This is a genomic window from Microtetraspora malaysiensis, from assembly GCF_050947145.1.
Classification (GTDB): Bacteria; Actinomycetota; Actinomycetes; order Streptosporangiales; family Streptosporangiaceae; genus Microtetraspora_A; species Microtetraspora_A malaysiensis.
Genome location: NZ_CP191998.1, coordinates 2,352,444 through 2,370,247 on the forward strand (window position 1 = coordinate 2,352,444; position 17,804 = coordinate 2,370,247).

The following is a 17,804-nucleotide window of genomic DNA, read 5'->3' on the forward strand; positions in this document are numbered from 1 at the left end:
CAGACACCGCCGCGCCCCTCGCAGGCTTACTCACTGGTCTTGCGGTGTTTGTTTGGCACGGCACGCTGGGGGGCGGGCGAGGTGGGTCAGGGGGAGGTCTCGTCGGGAATGTCGGCGATGTCGGCGAGGGCGGCGGCCAGCTCATCGGGGTGGTCGCCCATCCGCTCGGCGATCTCGATGAGCAGGTGCAGCACCTCATGCCGCTCGTGGCCGAGATCCAGCAGTCGCTGGGCGGCCTCCCACATTTGCGGGGGGTCGCCCTCCCAGAGCCGGGCCGCGATCTCCTCATGCCAGGCGAGGTGTTCGTCGAAGTCGGGCCGGTCGCGCTCGTCGGCGTGATCGATCTCCAGCAGGATCCGGCGGTCGCCCTCGTCCGCCGGATTCAGCGTGTCCAGGATGATCGAGCCGTGGACACCCTGCAGCAGCGGGAAGGCGAAGGCGCGGCGGGCCAGGGCCGACAAATCGCCGTCCGGCAGCAGCCGCTCGACCAGTGCCGGGTCCAGCCCGAAGGTGGCCGGGTCCCGGTACGCCTCGGTGAACCGGGCGGTCGCCTCCCACACCGCGTCCAGCGTCGCCCGGATGCCCTGCTCCGGCAGGCCGGTGCGCGGCCCGGCGAACCGGACCCACGCTGCCAGCGCGTGCGGCATGGCCTCCTGCTCGGCCGGCCGCAGCATCACCTTCCGCGGCAGCCAGTCCAGCAGGAACGTCTCGCACTTGACCGGGCTCACCCGCAGCGGCCGTCCGAGGTCCTGGTCGCACCCGTAGTCGATGATGTGGTCGGCGCACCGGGACGCCGCCGACGGGTCGGAGAGGTTCTCCGCCGCGTCGGAGGCGAGGAACTCGGCCGCGAGCATCGCCCGCCGGTCCCTGCTGTACGGCGCCTCGCTGTGCGGCGGCGCGGGACGCTTGCGACCGGGCGGAAGCGCCTTGATCCGCGAGCGGGCGAACGCGTGGTAGGCGCTGTAGCCGTCGCTGACAAGCCGCGGAGCGTTCCGGCGGTCGCGGCTGAGCGAGTCCCGCGTCGCCTTCATGGCGAACTCCATCAGTGCCCGCGCCTGCTGCGGCTCGATCTCCTCGAACCGGAGCATGGGGTTGACCGCCGCCTCCAGCCTGGCCTGTTCCAGCAGCTTGTCCACCTGTGAGGAGACCCAGGCGTCGCGGGCCATGCCGCGCATGTTGTAGTCGACGACCACGACCAGGGCGTGCGTGTCCTCGCCGTTGTAGGCGAAGGTGCACACCACCGTGTCCTGGTCGCCGTAGATGTCCCTGGACACGTAGCACCCGGCCGGCTTCACCGTGCCCACCCGGTCGGCCCACCGGGGGCGGGCGACGTCGGACTCCATCAGGGCGAGGGCGGCGCCCTCGGCCTTGGCGGCCTGGCGGGCGGTGCCGAGGTAGGCGACGGAGATCAGCAGGGTGAGGGCGGCGGGCGTGCCGGCCTTGGCGGCGTAGTCGACCAGGCCCTCGCCGAGGATCTGCTCGACGTCGCCGCCGCGCAGCCGCCGGCCCCACCAGGCACCCAGCATGTCCGACACCATGAGCTCCGCGTCCAGCGGGCTCCGTACGGCGAGCAGCTCGCGCGCCGCGAGAAGCATCTCGGCGAAGACGTCGTCCGGGGTCTGCGTCTCCCGGGGATCGCGCCGCCTGCGCCCCCTCATCGGGCCGCCCCGCCGCGTGCGGGCGCGGGCGAGCCCGGCCTGCGGTGACTGTCGGGGAGCTCGCTCACGGAACCCACCTTCTCGCATTCCCGGCCCGATCGGCATCCGGAACACGGCCCGGTGACTTCCCTGTTATACGGGCGGCCCTATTCCGCCCGGGAAGGCGGCGCCGAGTTCACCAGGGCGAGCAGGTGCTCGCGCGCGATCCACTCGACCGTCGCCGGTGTGGCGGGCAGCCCGAGATGCTCGGTGCAGGCCCACACGTCCGCGACACAGCGGCTCACCCTTTCCGCGGGTATGGTGCAGAACTCCGCGGCCAGCCGGGCGCTGACCGGTTCGAGCAGGGGCGCCGGCGCGCGGCCGCCGACCCGTGTGGCGAGTGCTGGCATCGTCACATTCCTTGCTGAGTGACCACCCGGCGGTCTCTGCGCCGGAAATGACAGGGACCGGCCGCTTTCATTCCATAACTTTCCGCAGACGTGTCAACCCCTCACGAAGCTCCGTGCAAAGCTGTCCCCATGCGTATCCAGCTCGCCCAGCGCCAGGACGCCGACGAACTGCTCAGTCGGAGCTCCCTGGCGCTGCTCGTCGGCATGCTGCTTGATCAGCAGATCCCCATGGAGTGGGCGTTCGCCGGTCCGCGTACCATCGCCGACCGGCTTGGGCATGATCTGGACGCGCGGGAGATCGCCTCCTATGATCCTTCGGAGTTCGCGGCACTGCTGGCAGCCAGGCCGGCCGTCCATCGGTATCCGGGCTCCATGGCGGGCCGGATCCAGGCTCTGGCCGCCTATCTGGTCGAGCATTACGATGGCTCGGCCGACCGGGTGTGGGAGGATGTCGACGACGGTGCCGAGTTGCTACGCCGCCTGCTGGCGCTGCCCGGGTTCGGCAAGCAGAAGGCACAGATCTTCCTCGCGCTGCTCGGTAAGCAGCTCGGGGTTCGCCCGCCAGGCTGGCGCGAGGCCGCCGGGTCGTACGGCGCCGAGGGTGTGCACCTGTCCGTCGCCGACGTGGTCGACCCCGCGAGCCTCGGTATGGTGCGGGCGGCCAAGCAGGAAGCGAAGAGGTCCGCCAAGAAGTAAGCCCGATCCTGCTGCGCGAGATGGCGCCTTTTGACAGGATGCGTTGACCGCATGCCGGGCGGGGCTTCCGTCCGCGTATGCCCATCGCCGATGATGTAGGGCAGATCCTGCGCTACAGGGAGTGTCTTATGGATCTTGCGGTAGCGACTTGCGGCCCGACGGGTGCGTCCTGGAGCGGAGGAGGGGAGCATCACGGGGTTGTGCACGGCCGCGGGCATGACCAGGCCGTTTGGCGCGGAACCGGCGTCACACGGTAGGCAGAGATCAGGACACGACCGTAAATCACAGTTATGGAGATGTGCCTCGTGGGAGACCCTGGCACGCGACGGAGGTGCCGACCGTGAGCGCCGAAACCTCCGTGCCCCGTCCCCGGGAGTCGGGTTTGGACATCTCAGACTCCGGCCTCTTCCGTGGCCTCATGTCCGAGGCCCCCTTCGCTTTCGCATTCTTTGACGCGTCCGGGCGATTTGTCCGTGTCAATTCGACCTTTACAGAGCTGACCGGCCACCCTGTCGAGCGGCATCTGGAGATGACGCCCGCCGAGCTGCTGTCGGCCGATCTCGCGACCATGATCGATTCGGCTCTGCGCAGGATCGGGGGCGAGGGCCTCCCCGTCACCGACCAGCGCATCCGGACCCGCGCCGAGAACGGCGACACCCGGCACTGGGCGGTGTCGTTCTTCCCCATGCGCGAGGACGACCTGCTCCTCGGCACCGCGCTCTTCGGCGTCGACCTGACCGAGCGCCAGCAGACCGAGGAGGAGCTGCGGCGCAGCGAGGAGCGTTACCGCTCGCTGGTCGAGTCCCAGCAGCAGCTCGTGTGGATCACCTCTCCCAGCGGTGTCGCGGTCGAGGACGCCCCGCAGTGGCGTGCGGTCACCGGCCAGGGCCTGGAGGAGTATCTGGCCCACGGCTGGCTGGACGCCGTCCATCCCGACGACCGCACCGGCGCCGAGGAGGCGTGGCGGGAGGCGCTGCGCGGCCGGACCATGTTCGAGTGGAGCTTCCGGGTGCGCACCCGGGCCAGCGGCTACCGGCACTTCGAGGTGCGCGCCGTCCCGATCATCCGGCACGGCCGCGTGATCGAGTGGGTGGGCGCGAACTCCGACGTCACGCCGCAGCGCGAGGCCGAGGAGATGCGCGGCAGGCTCACCGACCAGCTCGGCGCCGCCGCGTTGCGCACCGCCCGGCTCCAGGGCGCCACGGCCCAGCTGGCCGAGGCGCTCACCGTCGAGCAGGTGGTCCAGGTCATCATCGACGTCGGCCGTACGGCCCTCGCCGCCGACCATTCGGGCGTGGCACTGCTGGACCAGGACCGCGCCAGCCTGAAGGTGATCAACAGCGGGGGCGTCCCCGACGCGCCCGGGATCTCGGGCGACGAGATCGCGTTGTCCACCACCAGCATGATGACCATGGCGGTGAACAGCCGGCGTCCGGTGTTCGCCGAGTCGCAGCAGAGCCTGCGTAACCAGCTCGTCGAGGCGGGCGCCGACGACGAGCGGGTCACCGAGTTCCTCGACGGCACCGGCGAGCGGGCCTGGGTCGGCCTGCCGCTGCTCGCGGCCGGCCGGGCGCTCGGCGCGCTGCGGTTCTCGTTCAACCGCCCGCAGAAGATCTCGCAGGAGGACGGAGTCTTCCTGGAGGCACTCGCCGGGCAGTGCGCGCTCGCCGTGGAGCGGGCGACGCTCTTCGAGCGCGAGCACAAGACCGCCGAGACGCTGCAGCGGAGTCTCCTTCCCGACAACCTGCCCGTGGTGGGCGGGCTGGTCCTGGCCCAGCGCTTCCGATCCGGTTCCCGGCACGTACAGGTCGGCGGCGACTGGTACGACGCGTTCGTCCTGCAGGACGGCCGGGTCGCGGCCGTGCTCGGCGACGTCATGGGCAAGGGCGTCAAGGCCGCCGCGGGCATGGGCCGGATCCGCAACGCCATGCGGGCGCTGGCGCTGACCAACCCGCCGCCGGCCGCGGTGCTCACCGGCCTGGACCGGGTCTTCGAGGCTACCGAAGACGAAGAGCAGGTCACGACGCTCGCCTACATGGTGGTCGAGCCGGGCACCGGTGAGGGCACGCTGGCGCTGGCCGGTCACCCGCCACCGCTGCTGGTGTCGCCGCAGGGCGTGGCGGTGCTGCACGAGACCGAGCCCGGCACGCCGCTGGGCTGGGCGACCAGCCGCAAGCAGTTCAGGTTCTGTGTCCCGCCGGGTCACACCGCGGTGCTGTACTCCGACGGTTTGGTTGAGAACCGGAAGCGCGGGCTGGACGCCGGACTGCGGGATCTGTCGAACGTCGTGGCCGAGGCACCGCCCGAAGTTGTGGCAAGTCCCCACATGTTGCTGGATTTCCTGGTAGATCGGATGCTGTCCGGGTATGAGCAGGATGGCGACGTGACCGTGCTCGCGGTCCACGTACCTCCAGCCACGAAGAGTGACTGAATGAAACAGTCATAACGGTTGCTTTCGGGTATCGGTCCCCCTCATCCGTACGCACTACTGTCTCGGTCGGCCTAGGGTGGGAAGGCAACCGGCCGGAGGTGGCCGTATGGACCGCCGTGGCGTGTCACAATGGCATGTCGCGGTCCGCGCGGCCTCACCATCGGAAAAGAAGCAACCATCTGGGTCCATTCTCGCCATGCGTTCGTTCGAGAGGTGTTCGTGTCGCCTGCAAGTTCGACTCGCTCGAAGCCGTCGGAGCTGAACGAGCCAGTGATTCAGCAGCTCCTCGAGCGTGGGCGCTCGCAGGGTTTCCTCGAGTCCGAGGATGTCCGCAGGGCCTTCGAGGAAGCGGACATCCCGCTGTCGCACGCCGCTGGATTCCTGCGCAGCCTCAGCAAGGAGGGTGTGACCGTCGTGGTCACCGCGGCCGATGCCGCCGCGGCGCCCAAGCGGTCTCGTGGCCAAGCAAAGCGCCGCACCTCCTCCCCGGTCAAGAAGACCACCAAGTCCGCCGCAGCCAAGGAGGCGCAGCCGGAGACCGTCACCGCCGTGGTGACCGGCTCGGCTGATCCCGCGCCCGCGCCCGCGCCGAAGCGGCCCGCCGCGAAGAAGGCCGCTCCGGCCAAGAAGACCGCGGCGCCCGCGACCAAGCCCAAGCCCGGGGCGCCCGCCGCCGGGCCCGACTCCAAGCCCGTCAAAGCGGAGCCGAAGCCCAAGTCGTCCGACGCAGCCGACGACGATGAGGACATCGAGCTCGAGGGTGACGTCGAGATCGAGGACTTCGAGATCGACGTGGACGACGTCGAGATCGAAGCCGACTCCGACACGGACACCGAAGCCGAAACCGAGGGTGACGGCGAGGAGAAGGCGGCGCCCACCGTCCAGTCCGAGGACGAGGTCCTCATCCTCACCGACGATGACGACGACGCTCCGGTGGCCCAGGTCGCGGCCGCCGGCGCCACCGCCGACCCGGTCAAGGACTATCTCAAGCAGATCGGCAAGGTCCCCCTGCTCAACGCCGAGCAGGAGGTGGAGCTCGCCAAGCGCATCGAGGCGGGCCTGTTCGCCGAGGAGCAGCTCGCCAGCGACGGTGAGCAGCTTCCGGTCGACGTCCGCGCCGAGCTGGAGTGGATCGCCGAGGACGGCCGCCGGGCGAAGAACCACCTGCTGGAGGCCAACCTCCGCCTCGTGGTCTCGCTGGCCAAGCGCTACACCGGGCGCGGCATGCTCTTCCTGGACCTGATCCAGGAGGGCAACCTCGGCCTCATCCGCGCGGTCGAGAAGTTCGACTACACCAAGGGCTACAAGTTCTCCACGTACGCCACCTGGTGGATCCGGCAGGCGATCACGCGTGCCATGGCGGACCAGGCGCGGACCATCCGCATCCCGGTCCACATGGTCGAAGTGATCAACAAGCTGGCTCGGGTCCAGCGGCAGATGCTGCAGGACCTCGGCCGCGAGCCCACGCCCGAGGAGCTGGCCCGCGAGCTCGACATGACCCCTGAGAAGGTCATCGAGGTGCAGAAGTACGGGCGCGAGCCGATCTCCCTGCACACCCCCCTGGGTGAGGAGGGTGACAGCGAGTTCGGTGACCTCATCGAGGACTCCGAGGCCATCGTGCCGGCCGACGCCGTCAGCTTCACGCTGCTCCAGGAGCAGCTCCACTCCGTTCTGGACACGCTGTCCGAGCGGGAGGCGGGTGTCGTGTCGATGCGCTTCGGTCTCACGGACGGCCAGCCGAAGACCCTGGACGAGATCGGCAAGGTCTACGGCGTGACCCGCGAGCGGATCCGCCAGATCGAGTCGAAGACCATGTCCAAGCTGCGTCACCCGTCGCGGTCTCAGGTGCTCCGCGACTACCTGGACTAGGACGCCTCCCGCAGCGCGGGCACCGGCGGAACTGGACCCCGGTCGCGTTCCAGCGCGGCCACGTGAGCGGCCCCGCTCTCCTCATCGGAGGGCGGGGCCGTTCCGCGTTTCCGTCGTACTCCCGATGGCACGAGGTCTCCGGCTCGACACGCCGGGCACGCGGTCGGCTGAATGTGATCACGAATCGATCACGATATCCAGGGTCCATGGCTTGCCCGGACGGGGAGCCGGGTGCAGTTCCGCGCGGTGGCCGAGCCCGGTGAGGACCTCGGCCAGCTCTCTCGGATCGCCCGGCTCGCCGGGGTCCTCGACCAGCGATCGGGCCACCACGCCCCTGGTGGCCTTGGCCATGTGGCTCACCACCGTGCGTCTGCCGGCGCTCTCTTTCAGCACCCGTACGGCCACCGCGCGCTCGCCGGCCGGCCAGGCCTGCGCGTACGGCGCGGAGCGCATGTCCACGATCAGGCCGGGCAGCGGGCCGAGGGCCGCGGTGAGGAAGGGGCGCCAGAACGCGGCCAGGCCACCCATCGGCGGGAGCGCGCGGGCCATCGAGAGCCGGTACGGCGGGACGCGGTCGGTCAGCCGGAGCGCGCCCCACAGTCCGGAGAAGACGACGACGCGCAGGTCCGCCCGTCTCCGTGCGTCCGGGGCCAGCGTGGCGAGGCCGAGGTTGTCGTAGAGCACACCGGTGTACAGCTCGGCGGCGGTGAGGGTGGGGGCGTCGTGCAGGTCGCGGTTCCTGCCGATCTCGTCGAGCTGCCTCTCGGACAGGCCGAGCACGGCCCGGGCGTCGGGGGTGTGACAGAGCGTGACGAGGGCGTCGAGCACCTTCTCCCGGGGGGAGGTCAGCTCGGGGAAGCCGAGGGTGTCGAGGTCGAGCACGGGTCCGTCACCCCGGGACGCCTTTCCTTCGGAGGGCGGCAGCAGGATCAGCACGTCCTCAGCCTAGCGACGGCGCCGGCCGGTCCCACGGGCGCCTGTGGATAACGAGTGGCCACCGGGGACGGCTGGGTGGCGGGCGGATCGGCCTGGCGGCTGCTGGGGGCCGATGGGAGCGCTGCGTCACGGCGGGGGAGGGGGCCGGCCCGGTGCGGACGGAGCGGGTCGGGGCCTGGGATAAGGTCGCGCCCATGTCCGAATTCGACCTTCTCGTGGACCAGGCGTGGCCGGCCCCGTATCGGGTGGCCGCCGGCGACTGGGTCTACCGGCACGCGGGCGGGGTGACCAAGCGGGCCAACTCGGTCCTGGCGCTGGGCGATCGTACCGATCTGGGGAAGGCGATCGACGAGGCGCAGGCGTTCTACGCGGATCTCGGCCGGTCGTGCGTGTTCTCCATCGGCGCCGGAGCCACACCCGGCCTGGACGAGGAGCTGGAGTCCCGTGGCTACCGGCTGGTCGATCCCACCCTGGTGATGGCCCGGCCGTCGGTATCGGTGGAAGGGGCGGCGGGCCCGGCGCTCGCGTCCGAGCCGTCTCCCGAGTGGCTGGACACCTGGTGGCGGGTGGACGGGGGCAGGCATCCGGAGGGCCAGGACATCTCCGCCAAGGCGTGGGCGGCGCGGATCCTGACCGGCGTGCCCGCGGCGTACGCGTCGCTGGGCGCGGCGGCGGTGGGCCGGGGCGTGCTTCAGGGGGAGTGGCTCGGGATCTACTGTATGGCCGTGGTGCCCGAGGCCAGGCGGCGCGGGCTGGGCGCGTCGGTGCTGCGCGGCCTGCTCGGCTGGGGCGCGGAGGCGGGCGCGAGCCGGGCCTATCTGGTTGTCACGGAGGCGAACCAAGAGGCTCGCGCACTGTATGAGCGGGCAGGCTTCACGGTGGCCGCCCGTTACCACTACCGCGTCCGCTGATGGGGAAGATCGGGGACGGGGAAGCGGGGAAGAAACGGCGGTGACGCGCGGGGAGCGGTCCGCGAGGACCGCTCCCGGCATCGCCGTCTATCGGGTCAGCGCTCGCTCGTGGCGGACGCGGGGGATTCACTCAGTCGGGCCGACTCGTCCTGGATCTCGGCACCCTTGTCACGCAGCACGCTGGCGTGCTGACGTCCGTGGTGAGCGCAGAAGAGCAACTCCCCTCCCACGGGCAGGGTCGCGCGGATGTAGGCCTGGGCGCCGCAACGGTCGCAGCGGTCCAGGGCGGTCAGCGGCTTGGCGGGGGCGAGAGCTCCAGTCACGTATCGCCTTTCGGGTCACCCCACCTGCTGTGGGGACGTTGGCGTCAGTCACTTGGGACAACATCTAACCGGATGCGGACGTTCCCAATCGCCCCGCCACTACGCCGAGAGCGGAATGATCTGGAAAGTGGTCCGGATCACATCGGAAGGTCAGGAGATCGTCCCGAGCCTGGCAAGCTTAGTACCCGTAAAAAGCTGATGGACGGTAGGCTGCGTACGCCTGTTCGATTGCTAAATGGGAGTTGGTGTGACGGCGGTCAGCGCGGAGACGGGTTATACGGCTCGTCATCTCTCGGTGTTGGAAGGTCTCGAGGCCGTCCGTAAGCGTCCGGGGATGTATATCGGGTCCACCGACACCCGCGGCCTCATGCACTGTCTCTGGGAGATCGTGGACAACGGCGTCGACGAGGCGCTGGCCGGGTTCTGCAGCCGCATCGAGGTGGAGCTGCACGCCGACGGCTCGATCGAGGTCCGCGACAACGGTCGCGGCATCCCCGTCGACATCGAGCCCAAGAGCGGTCTCGCCGGGGTCGAGCTCGTCTACACCAAGCTCCACGCGGGCGGTAAGTTCGGCGGCGGCAGCTACGGCGCGTCCGGAGGTCTGCACGGCGTGGGCGCGTCGGTCGTCAACGCGCTCTCCTCGCGGCTCGACGTGGAGGTCGACCGCGGCGGCCGCACCCACATGATCAGCTTCAAGCGCGGCAACCCCGGCGTGTTCTCCGGAGCCGGTCCCGACGCCGCCTTCGAACCCCGTTCGGGGCTGCGCAAGACCCGCCGGCGCTCGCAGGAGGGCGAGAGCGTCACCGGCACCCGCGTCCGCTGGTGGTCCGACAAGCAGATCTTCCTGCCCGACGCCGAGCTGTCCATCGACGAGATCCACGTACGGCTCCGCCAGACGGCCTTCCTGGTCCCCGGGCTCACCCTGGTGCTCCGGGACGGCCGGGGCGAGGAGCCGGTCGAGGAGACGTACCACTTCGACGGCGGCATCGGCGAGTTCGTCGACTTCCTGTCCCGGGACGAGGCCGTGTGCGACGTGCTGCGGCTGCAGGGCGTGGGGCACTTCCGGGAAACCGTCCCCGTGCTCGACGAGCTCGGCCACATGACCCCCACCGACGTCGAGCGCGAGCTGTCCGTGGACGTCGCGCTCCGCTGGGGCAAGGGCTACGAGACGACGGTGCGCTCCTTCGTCAACGTGATCGCCACGCCCAAGGGCGGCACCCACGTCGCCGGGTTCGAGCGGGCCCTGGTCCGCACGATCAACGAGCAGCTCCGCGAGACGCGGCTGCTCAAGAACGGCGACGACCCGGTCAGCAAGGAGGACATCCTCGAGGGCCTGACGGCCGTGGTCACCGTACGGGTGCCCGAGCCGCAGTTCGAGGGGCAGACGAAGGAGATCCTCGGCACCTCCGCCGCCACCCGGATCGTGTCCCACGTCGTCTCGCGCGACCTGAAGGAGCTGCTCGCCACGCCCAAGCGGGCGCAGAAGCAGCAGCTCCGCGCCGTGCTGGAGAAGATCGTCGCGGCCGCCAAGGCGCGCATCGCCGCCCGCGAGCACCGGGACAACCAGCGCCGCAAGTCCGCGCTGGAGAACTCGGCGCTCCCGGCGAAGCTGGTCGACTGCCGCAGCGACGACGTCGACCGCAGTGAGCTGTTCATCGTCGAGGGAGACTCCGCGCTCGGCACGGCCAAGCTGGCCCGCGACTCGGAGTTCCAGGCGCTGCTGCCGATTCGAGGAAAGATCCTCAACGTGCAGAAGGCGTCCGTCTCCGACATGTTGAAGAACGCCGAGTGTGCGGCGATCATCCAGGTGGTCGGCGCGGGGTCGGGCCGCTCGTTCGACATCGACGCCGCGCGGTACGGCAAGGTCATCCTGATGGCGGACGCCGACGTCGACGGCGCGCACATCCGCTGCCTGCTCCTGACGCTGTTCCACCGGTACATGAAGCCCATGGTCGAGGCCGGGCGGGTGTTCGCCGCCGTGCCGCCGCTGCACCGGATCGAGGTCACCAACCCGGGCCGGGGGCGGGACAAGTACATCTACACCTACTCCGACGCTGAGCTGCACAAGACCCTGCGCGACCTGGAGCGGCGGGGCAAGCGGTGGAAGGATCCGGTCCAGCGTTACAAGGGCCTCGGTGAGATGGACGCCGACCAGCTCGCCGAGACCACCATGGATCCGCGCCACCGGGTGCTGCGCCGGGTGCGGATCGAGGACGTCGAGGCGGGTGAGCGGATCTTCGACCTGCTCATGGGCAGCGACGTCGCCCCGCGCCGCGAGTTCATCGTCGGCAGCGCGGCCGAGGTCGACCGCAACCACATCGACGCCTAGCAGGGCGTCTCAGACCCGACCTGGCCCCCGGATCGCGACCGGGGGCGGGCACCACCCAACCGCGACCGGGCCGTCCGGAAGAGACACGCTGGAACCCTGTCGTGTGCGGGCATTGCCAAGGCTACGTTGAACGGAATAATAGCCCTATGCCCAGGGGAACGTCGGAAGTCAGCGAGCCGATGTACTTCGTGCTCGCCGCGTTGCGCGGCGGTCCGCTGCACGGTCACGCGATCAGCAAGTCGATCCAGGAGCTGTCCGGGGGTCGGGTCCGGCCTTCGGTCGGCACCCTCTACGGGATCCTGGAGCGGCTCAACGAGCGAGGCGTGATCGCCGTGGACCGCGAGGAGACGGTCAACGGCCGCAACCGGCGCTATTTCCGGATCACCGACACGGGGCAGGCGCTGGTCGAGGCCGAGGCCAGGCGTATGTACGAGGTCGCCTCCCTCATCTTGAGGCCGACCAGCACATGACGGCCCTGGAGCGGCACTATCGCCTGCTGCTCATCGCCTACCCGAGGACATACCGTGCCGCGCACGGCGACGAGATCATCGACGTGCTGCTGGCGTCGGCGGGGCCCACGCGGTCGGTTCCGGCGGTCAGAGAGGCGCTGGGACTGATCATCGGCGGCGTCCGTTCGCGCATCGCCCATCTGGCGACGGGCGGCGCCTGGGCGGACGGGGTGCACCTCGGCATCACGGCCGTGTCCGCGGCGAACCTGGCCGCGCTGCTGCCGTACGCGGGCGTGCTGCCGTGGTGGACGCTGCTGTCGGCGCTCGCGCTGCTGGCCGTCCTGCGCGGCCGGCCCCGGACCGCGTTCGCGCTGACCGCCCTGACCGGTATTAAGGCGGTGGCCGTCGCCGGCGGTTGGGCGCTGTTCGACCTGACCCTGGTTCCGGTCGCGCCGACGTTCCTGACCGGGGACTCCCTGTTCGAGCGCGGCAGCCCGTTCACGGTGGCCCTCGGGTACGCGGTCGTGCTGCTCGGCCTGCTGGTGCTCGTCTGGCGGGGCGGGCCGGCGCGAGCCAGGTCCTGGTGGTGGTGGCCGGTCGTGCCGGCGCTCGCGTGGGCGGGACCGGGGTGGATGCCGGACGGCACGTGGTACGCGCTCAGCCTGAGCAGAGTGGCCGTCGAAGTGGCCGTGTTCGCGTTGGCCGTGATGGCGGCCTATCTGGCCCGAGATCCGCGATGGGCGCTTGCTTCGGCCATCTACCTGCTGGTCGCGTCGGGTGAGCTGGGCTCGAATGCCGACTTCCTCACCAGGCAGCACGTGGCCTACTGGGGCGTTCTGGTGCTGCTGATGCTGGGGGCGGCCATCGTGCCGTACCGGCCGCGTCGTCATTGTCTGGATTGACCGCACTTCGTTAAACGAAGTATGGTCTCCGCCATGCCTGAAAGATCAACCATGGCCTCGGCCCTGCTGTGCCTCGGCGCGCTGGTCGTTCTCGGCGGCTGCGGGGGCGCGGCCGAGAGCTCCCAGCCGGAGCGGAGCGCGGCGGCCAAGGCGCCGGAAGGTGACAAGAAGCACCGGCTCGAAGCGGTGAAGGCGGACTGCATGAAGCAGAAGGGCTTCAAGTACGTCGCCTACGTGCCGCCCGGGAGGCCGGAGAGCGACGAGGAGCTCAAGCGCGCTTCCGGCGACTACCAGGCGATGCGGAAATATAGCGCCAAATACGGGTTCGGGGTGTTCGCGGAGTTCGCATACCCCGAGGAGATGAAACGTCGGGCGGACAACGGCAAGGAGGCGGAGAAGGACCCCAACTTCGCGATCCAGGGCAAGCTCTCCGAAGCGCAGGCAGGTGCCTACCGGAAGGCGTCCGACGCGTGCGTGAAGGTGGCGGCCAAGCAGGTCCTCGGCAAGGACGTGAAGTCGGACATGGACTTCTACAACACGATCAACAAGGCGCTGGAGCGCGCCAGGACCGCCACGCTCGACAGCGACCCCAAGCTGGTTGAGCTGGCCGCGGGCATGGCCGCCTGTCTGAAGGACAAGGGCTACCCGATCGGCAAGACCACACCGTCCGCCATGTCCGGGCGTGGCTTCAAGGTGTTCCTCGACCAGTCGGACAGCCTGGGCAGGAAGCAGCGGGACGACGTGCCGGACGTGGCGCCACCGGTCAAGGACGGCGAGGCAAGGATGGTCTACCCGCCGCAGTTGAGCGCCGCGGAGGCCAGGCCGTACATGGACAAGGAGATCAAGGCCGCCCTGGACGACCTCGAGTGCGGCAAGGACTTCTACCCGGCGTATTCGCCGAAGGAGAAGGCCGTCGCCCAGCAGGTCAACGACGAATTCGGCGTGTGACGTCGCCATGAAGTCGCCGCGAAAGCCGCTCATCGGCGCAGTCGCGGCCGTTGTGATCATCGCTGCGATCGGCTGGGTGCTCAGCACCCGTCTACGCTCCCCGGCCGACGAGGCGGCCCGCCGTGCCGCGCCCAAAGCCTCACTGATCACGGCGGCCGTCGAGCGCCGCAAACTCGTCAGCACCGTCGTCGTCAGCGGCACCCTCCAGTACGGCTCGCCGCTTCCCATCTCCCTCGCCGGCGTCGTCGGCGGCACCTCCGACCTGCAACGCGTCACCCGTGCCCCACGCCGGGGCAAGGCCGTCGAAGGCGCGGTGCTGATGGAGGTCAACGGCCGCCCCGTCTTCGCGTTGCGCGGCACCGTGCCGATGCACCGCACGATCGCCCCGGGCACCAGGGGCGACGACGTCAAGCAGCTGCAGAAAGCGCTGCGCAGGCTCGGGTTCGGCGGGCCCGTCTCGGGAGCGTTCGACCAGGCGACCATCGCCGCGGTCACCCGGATGTACCGGAAACGCGGGTACGAGGCCCAGCAGCCCACGCTGACCGATCGGCAGTCGTACGACACGCTGCGCAGGGGCGTACAGGCCGCCGAGGAAACCCTGGCGACCGAGAAGCAGGCACTCGACCAGGGACGGGACGTGCTGCCGCTGAAGGTCAGGCTCACCAACGCCAAGGCCGATCTGAAGTCGGCCGAAAACGCGCTGGAGGAGGCGAAGGAGCAGGAGACGACCTCCGAGGACGAGACGCGACTGGCGGCCGCGGACGCCGCGGTACGGGCGGCCGAGGAGCGGCTGCTGGCGGCCGAGCAGGAGCTGGCCGCCGCCCTGAACCAGGCGACCGCCGAGCCCGGGGCCAGCCCCACGCCGCGGCCGGCGACCGACACCCGGCTGTTGGAGATGAAGGTCACGAACGCCAGGGCGGATCTGGAGGATGCGCGCCTGGAGCGCGGCCGAGTCCTGGAGGAGTCGGGACGGGGCCGCGACAAGAGGCTGGACGAACTGCGCAAGGGCGTACGGACCGCGCGGGAGGCGGTGCTCACGGCGGAGCAGGCGTTGCGCCAGGCCCGTCGACTCTCCCCGGCCAAGCTCAAGATCGCCAATGCCGGGAAGGATCTGGCCGCGGCCAGGTCGATGCTCGCCGAGTTCACGCGGACCTACGGCCCGTCCATTCCGCCGGGTGAGATCGTATTCCTGCCGAAGTTGCCGGCCCGCGTGCAGAAGGTCGCGGTCAGGGCCGGACAGATGGTCGAGAACGACGTCGCCACGGTGACCAGCTCGACGTTCATGGCCACCGGCTCGGTCGACGCCGCGGAGTCCGACCTGCTGCGTGAGGGAATGCGCGCCACGATCGAGCTCGACTCGGGCAAGAAGTATCCCGCGACGGTCACCGCGGTCGGTGAGAAGGCCAAGGTCCCCGGCGAGGAGGAGGGGGCGCAGGGCACGCGGCCGATCCTGCTCACTCCGACCTCGATGAAGGGGCTCAAGGGACTGTCCGGCGCCCCGGTCACGGTCAGGGTGACGGTCGGCGCGACCGAGGAGCCGGTGCTGGTGGTGCCGGTGGCCGCGGTCGTCACCACGGCCGACGGGAAGGTCCGCGTCCAGGTGGAGTACGCCACCGACAAGACCAGGGAGGTCGAGGTCCGTACGGGGCTGACCGCCGACGGCGCCGTGGAGGTCGCCGGCGCGCTCAACGAAGGAGACCGGGTGGTGGTCGGCGGTGCCTGAGCCGGTCATCGAGCTGGACCGGGTCCGTAAGGACTTCCCCTCGCGACCGCCGGTCCGCGCGCTCGCCGACGTGTCGCTGCGCGTGGACCAGGGCGACTACGTGGCCGTCATCGGCCCGTCGGGCTCGGGAAAGTCCACTCTGCTCAACGTGCTCGGCCTGCTGGACCGGCCCACCTCGGGCAGCTACCGGCTCGACGGGACCGAGACCACCGAGCTCGCGGACGGGGCCAGGACCCGGCTGCGCGGCCGCCGGATCGGCTTCGTCTTCCAGTCCTTCCACCTGCTCGCCCACCGCACTGTGGTGGAGAACGTCATGCTCGCCGAGATCTACGGCGATCACGCGCGAAAGGGCAGGCGGGAGCGGGCCCTGGCGGCGCTGGAGCGGGTCGGACTCGGCCACCGGGTGGGCTTCCTGCCCGACCGGCTGTCCGGGGGAGAACGCCAGCGCGCGGCCATCGCCAGGGCCCTCATGGGGGAGCCGTCGCTGCTGCTGTGCGACGAGCCGACCGGCAACCTCGACAGCCGCAACACCGAGGCGGTGCTCGACCTGTTCGACGAGCTACGCGAGCACGGCCTCACGATCCTGGTCATCACGCACGAGCAGGAGGTCAGCGACCGGGCCGCGCGCCGGGTGCGGATCACCGACGGCGTGCTGGTGGAGGAGGCCTAGATGGACGTACGCGATCTGGTCGGCGAGGCGTTCGCCGGGATGCTCGCCAGGCCGGTCCGTTCCGCGCTCACCACGCTGGGCACCGTGCTGGGCATCACCACGCTGGTGATCACACTGGGCGTGGCCGCCACCGCCGGCAACCAGATCGTCGGCCGGTTCGACGAGCTGGTGGCCACGGCCATCACCGTGGAGGTGCCGGAGTCCGAGCACACGCCGCTGGTGGCGTGGGACGCGATCGACCGGCTGACCCGGCTGCGCGGCGTGGTCTCCGCCGCCGCCGTGGCCGAGAGCAAGGACAGCGTGAACCTGTCCGTCCGCTCCAACGACCTCGTGGACCCCACCAGGGTCACCGCGCAGACGTTGACCGTGCTGGCCGCCACGCCCGGCCTGCCCGAGGCGGCCCGCGGCCGGATGACGCGGGGCCGGTTCTTCGACACGGGCCACATCGAGCGCGCGGACCGGGTGGCGGTGCTCGGCGAGCAGGCGGCCAAGATGCTCGGCGTCACCCGGTTGGATCGGGCACCCGCGATCTTCATCGGGAGGAACGCGTACACGGTGATCGGCATAATGGGCGACCTGCGCCGCGAACGCGACCTGAGCGCCGCGGTGATCGTGCCGCCCAGCGTGGGCCGGCAGTTCGGGCTGCGTGACGTGACCAGGGTGCTCGTCAACACCAGCCTGGGCGCGGCCGACCTCGTCGCCGGGCAGGCGCCCACCGCGCTCAGCCCCGGCAACGGCGACGCGCTGCAGGTGATCGCCCCGCCCAGCCCGACCAGGGCCCGCGACCAGGCGCAGGACGACGTCGACGCGCTCTTCCTGATCCTCGGCCTGGTCTCGCTCGTGGTCGGCGCGGTCGGCATCGCGAACGTCACCCTGGTCACCGTGATGGAGCGGGTGGCCGAGATCGGCCTGCGCCGCTCGCTCGGCGCGGCCCGTCGGCACATCGCCGCCCAGTTCCTGCTGGAGTCCACGCTGACCGGGCTGGCCGGCGGCGTGATCGGCGCCAGCGTGGGCGTGGTCGGCATCGTGGCCATCTCGGCCGCGAAGGAGTGGACCCCGCTCCTCGACGTGTGGCTGGCCGTCGCGGCGCCGGTCGCCGGAGCCGTGGTCGGCCTGCTTGCGGGCCTCTACCCGGCGTTGCGCGCGGCCAGGATGGAACCGGTCGACGCCCTGCGATGAGCGGACGTCGCCGCCCGACCGCGGGTTACTTGGACTCGAGTTCGAGCGTGGCGATCCGGGAGCGCGCCTCCAGCATGGCCTCCCGGTAGCGCTCGTCCCAGTGCGGGTCGTCGTCGGGGATGGCCCGCACGGTCTGCCTGGCCAGTTCCACCGGCCCGTCCCGGCCCTGGGTCATCTGCCTGATGGCCACGAGGGTCCAGCCGTTCTCCATCGCCGTGTGGGCCTCCCAACGCGGCGCCTGGCCCGCCGCGCCGCCGGGCTTGGCCCGTACGGCGCCGCGGATCAGGATCACGAGCAGGAAGACCAGGACGGCGACGAGGATCAGGACCGCCGGCAACGCCAGGACCCGCATCGGGACGTGCCTCCCCTCCGCCCGCTCATCGTCGGCGAG

At 70.5% G+C, this 17,804-nt stretch carries 16 protein-coding genes; 11 read left to right on the plus strand and 5 right to left on the minus strand.

Going from position 1 to position 17,804, the window contains the following annotated elements; all coding sequences use genetic code 11:
- Positions 1–86: 86 nt before the first annotated feature.
- A complete protein-coding gene (locus tag ACQP1V_RS11375; RefSeq protein WP_433421789.1) occupies positions 87–1,658 on the minus strand; it encodes a hypothetical protein in 1,572 nt (523 codons plus the stop codon).
- A 146-nt stretch (positions 1,659–1,804) separates the two neighbouring features.
- A complete protein-coding gene (locus ACQP1V_RS11380) occupies positions 1,805–2,047 on the minus strand; it encodes a hypothetical protein (protein ID WP_387412650.1) in 243 nt (80 codons plus the stop codon).
- 129 nt (positions 2,048–2,176) lie between these two features.
- On the opposite strand from ACQP1V_RS11380, the gene ACQP1V_RS11385 reads away from it, so the two are divergent.
- From ACQP1V_RS11385 to ACQP1V_RS11395, 3 genes are all read left to right on the plus strand, one after another.
- Positions 2,177–2,743: an HhH-GPD-type base excision DNA repair protein gene (locus ACQP1V_RS11385; protein ID WP_387412648.1), complete on the plus strand. Its 567-nt coding sequence runs from the start codon at positions 2,177–2,179 to the stop codon at positions 2,741–2,743.
- Positions 2,744–3,083: 340 nt separating this feature from the next.
- Complete coding sequence (locus tag ACQP1V_RS11390) at positions 3,084–5,174, plus strand: SpoIIE family protein phosphatase (RefSeq protein ID WP_433421793.1); 2,091 nt, start codon at positions 3,084–3,086, stop codon at positions 5,172–5,174.
- Positions 5,175–5,393: 219 nt separating this feature from the next.
- Entirely contained in the window at positions 5,394–7,043 is a 1,650-nt protein-coding gene (locus ACQP1V_RS11395; RefSeq protein ID WP_433421796.1) for an RNA polymerase sigma factor, read from the plus strand.
- 177 nt (positions 7,044–7,220) lie between these two features.
- Here ACQP1V_RS11395 and ACQP1V_RS11400 read toward each other — a convergent pair whose 3' ends face one another.
- Positions 7,221–7,979: a YaaA family protein gene (locus tag ACQP1V_RS11400; RefSeq protein WP_067130752.1), complete on the minus strand. Its 759-nt coding sequence runs from the start codon at positions 7,977–7,979 to the stop codon at positions 7,221–7,223.
- 194 nt (positions 7,980–8,173) lie between these two features.
- Between ACQP1V_RS11400 and ACQP1V_RS11405 the strand changes: the two genes are divergently transcribed.
- Complete coding sequence (locus ACQP1V_RS11405) at positions 8,174–8,890, plus strand: GNAT family N-acetyltransferase (protein ID WP_433421800.1); 717 nt, start codon at positions 8,174–8,176, stop codon at positions 8,888–8,890.
- 95 nt (positions 8,891–8,985) lie between these two features.
- Here ACQP1V_RS11405 and ACQP1V_RS11410 read toward each other — a convergent pair whose 3' ends face one another.
- Complete coding sequence (locus tag ACQP1V_RS11410; RefSeq protein ID WP_066943177.1) at positions 8,986–9,213, minus strand: DUF7455 domain-containing protein; 228 nt, start codon at positions 9,211–9,213, stop codon at positions 8,986–8,988.
- A gap of 235 nt (positions 9,214–9,448) precedes the next feature.
- On the opposite strand from ACQP1V_RS11410, the gene ACQP1V_RS11415 reads away from it, so the two are divergent.
- The 7 genes from ACQP1V_RS11415 (at position 9,449) to ACQP1V_RS11445 (ending at position 17,413) form a co-directional block, all read left to right on the plus strand.
- Positions 9,449–11,542, plus strand: a complete 2,094-nt coding sequence (locus ACQP1V_RS11415) for a DNA gyrase/topoisomerase IV subunit B (protein WP_067130758.1) — start codon at positions 9,449–9,451, stop codon at positions 11,540–11,542.
- A gap of 146 nt (positions 11,543–11,688) precedes the next feature.
- A complete protein-coding gene (locus tag ACQP1V_RS11420) occupies positions 11,689–12,012 on the plus strand; it encodes a PadR family transcriptional regulator (protein WP_067130761.1) in 324 nt (107 codons plus the stop codon).
- A complete protein-coding gene (locus ACQP1V_RS11425; RefSeq protein ID WP_433421803.1) occupies positions 12,009–12,893 on the plus strand; it encodes a hypothetical protein in 885 nt (294 codons plus the stop codon). The genes ACQP1V_RS11420 and ACQP1V_RS11425 overlap by 4 nt, the downstream gene beginning before the upstream one ends.
- A 33-nt stretch (positions 12,894–12,926) precedes the next feature.
- On the plus strand, positions 12,927–13,841 hold the full coding sequence (locus ACQP1V_RS11430; protein WP_433421805.1) for a hypothetical protein: 915 nt from the start codon (positions 12,927–12,929) through the stop codon (positions 13,839–13,841).
- A gap of 7 nt (positions 13,842–13,848) precedes the next feature.
- A complete protein-coding gene (locus tag ACQP1V_RS11435; protein ID WP_387412630.1) occupies positions 13,849–15,564 on the plus strand; it encodes a peptidoglycan-binding protein in 1,716 nt (571 codons plus the stop codon).
- The gene (locus ACQP1V_RS11440) at positions 15,557–16,234 is read left to right on the plus strand and encodes an ABC transporter ATP-binding protein (RefSeq protein ID WP_387412629.1); all 678 of its coding nucleotides are present in this window, start codon (positions 15,557–15,559) and stop codon (positions 16,232–16,234) included. The genes ACQP1V_RS11435 and ACQP1V_RS11440 overlap by 8 nt, the downstream gene beginning before the upstream one ends.
- The gene (locus tag ACQP1V_RS11445) at positions 16,235–17,413 is read left to right on the plus strand and encodes an ABC transporter permease (RefSeq protein ID WP_387412628.1); all 1,179 of its coding nucleotides are present in this window, start codon (positions 16,235–16,237) and stop codon (positions 17,411–17,413) included.
- Between the two features lie 25 nt (positions 17,414–17,438).
- On the opposite strand, the gene ACQP1V_RS11450 is transcribed toward ACQP1V_RS11445, so the two are convergent.
- On the minus strand, positions 17,439–17,765 hold the full coding sequence (locus tag ACQP1V_RS11450) for a hypothetical protein (RefSeq protein ID WP_387412627.1): 327 nt from the start codon (positions 17,763–17,765) through the stop codon (positions 17,439–17,441).
- Between the last annotated feature and the right edge of the window lie 39 nt (positions 17,766–17,804).

Excerpts from the sequence above, each read along its gene's own strand:
- ACQP1V_RS11380 (WP_387412650.1), bottom strand. The coding sequence starts at position 2,047 with ATGCCAGCACTCGCCACACGGGTCGGCGGCCGCGCGCCGGCGCCCCTG.
- ACQP1V_RS11450 (WP_387412627.1), bottom strand. The coding sequence starts at position 17,765 with ATGCGGGTCCTGGCGTTGCCGGCGGTCCTGATCCTCGTCGCCGTCCTG.
- ACQP1V_RS11405 (WP_433421800.1), top strand. The coding sequence starts at position 8,174 with ATGTCCGAATTCGACCTTCTCGTGGACCAGGCGTGGCCGGCCCCGTAT.
- ACQP1V_RS11435 (WP_387412630.1), top strand. The coding sequence starts at position 13,849 with ATGAAGTCGCCGCGAAAGCCGCTCATCGGCGCAGTCGCGGCCGTTGTG.
- ACQP1V_RS11445 (WP_387412628.1), top strand. The coding sequence starts at position 16,235 with ATGGACGTACGCGATCTGGTCGGCGAGGCGTTCGCCGGGATGCTCGCC.
- ACQP1V_RS11425 (WP_433421803.1), top strand. The coding sequence starts at position 12,009 with ATGACGGCCCTGGAGCGGCACTATCGCCTGCTGCTCATCGCCTACCCG.
- ACQP1V_RS11415 (WP_067130758.1), top strand. The coding sequence starts at position 9,449 with ATGGGAGTTGGTGTGACGGCGGTCAGCGCGGAGACGGGTTATACGGCT.
- ACQP1V_RS11420 (WP_067130761.1), top strand. The coding sequence starts at position 11,689 with ATGCCCAGGGGAACGTCGGAAGTCAGCGAGCCGATGTACTTCGTGCTC.
- ACQP1V_RS11430 (WP_433421805.1), top strand. The coding sequence starts at position 12,927 with ATGCCTGAAAGATCAACCATGGCCTCGGCCCTGCTGTGCCTCGGCGCG.
- ACQP1V_RS11385 (WP_387412648.1), top strand. The coding sequence starts at position 2,177 with ATGCGTATCCAGCTCGCCCAGCGCCAGGACGCCGACGAACTGCTCAGT.
- ACQP1V_RS11375 (WP_433421789.1), bottom strand. The coding sequence starts at position 1,658 with ATGAGGGGGCGCAGGCGGCGCGATCCCCGGGAGACGCAGACCCCGGAC.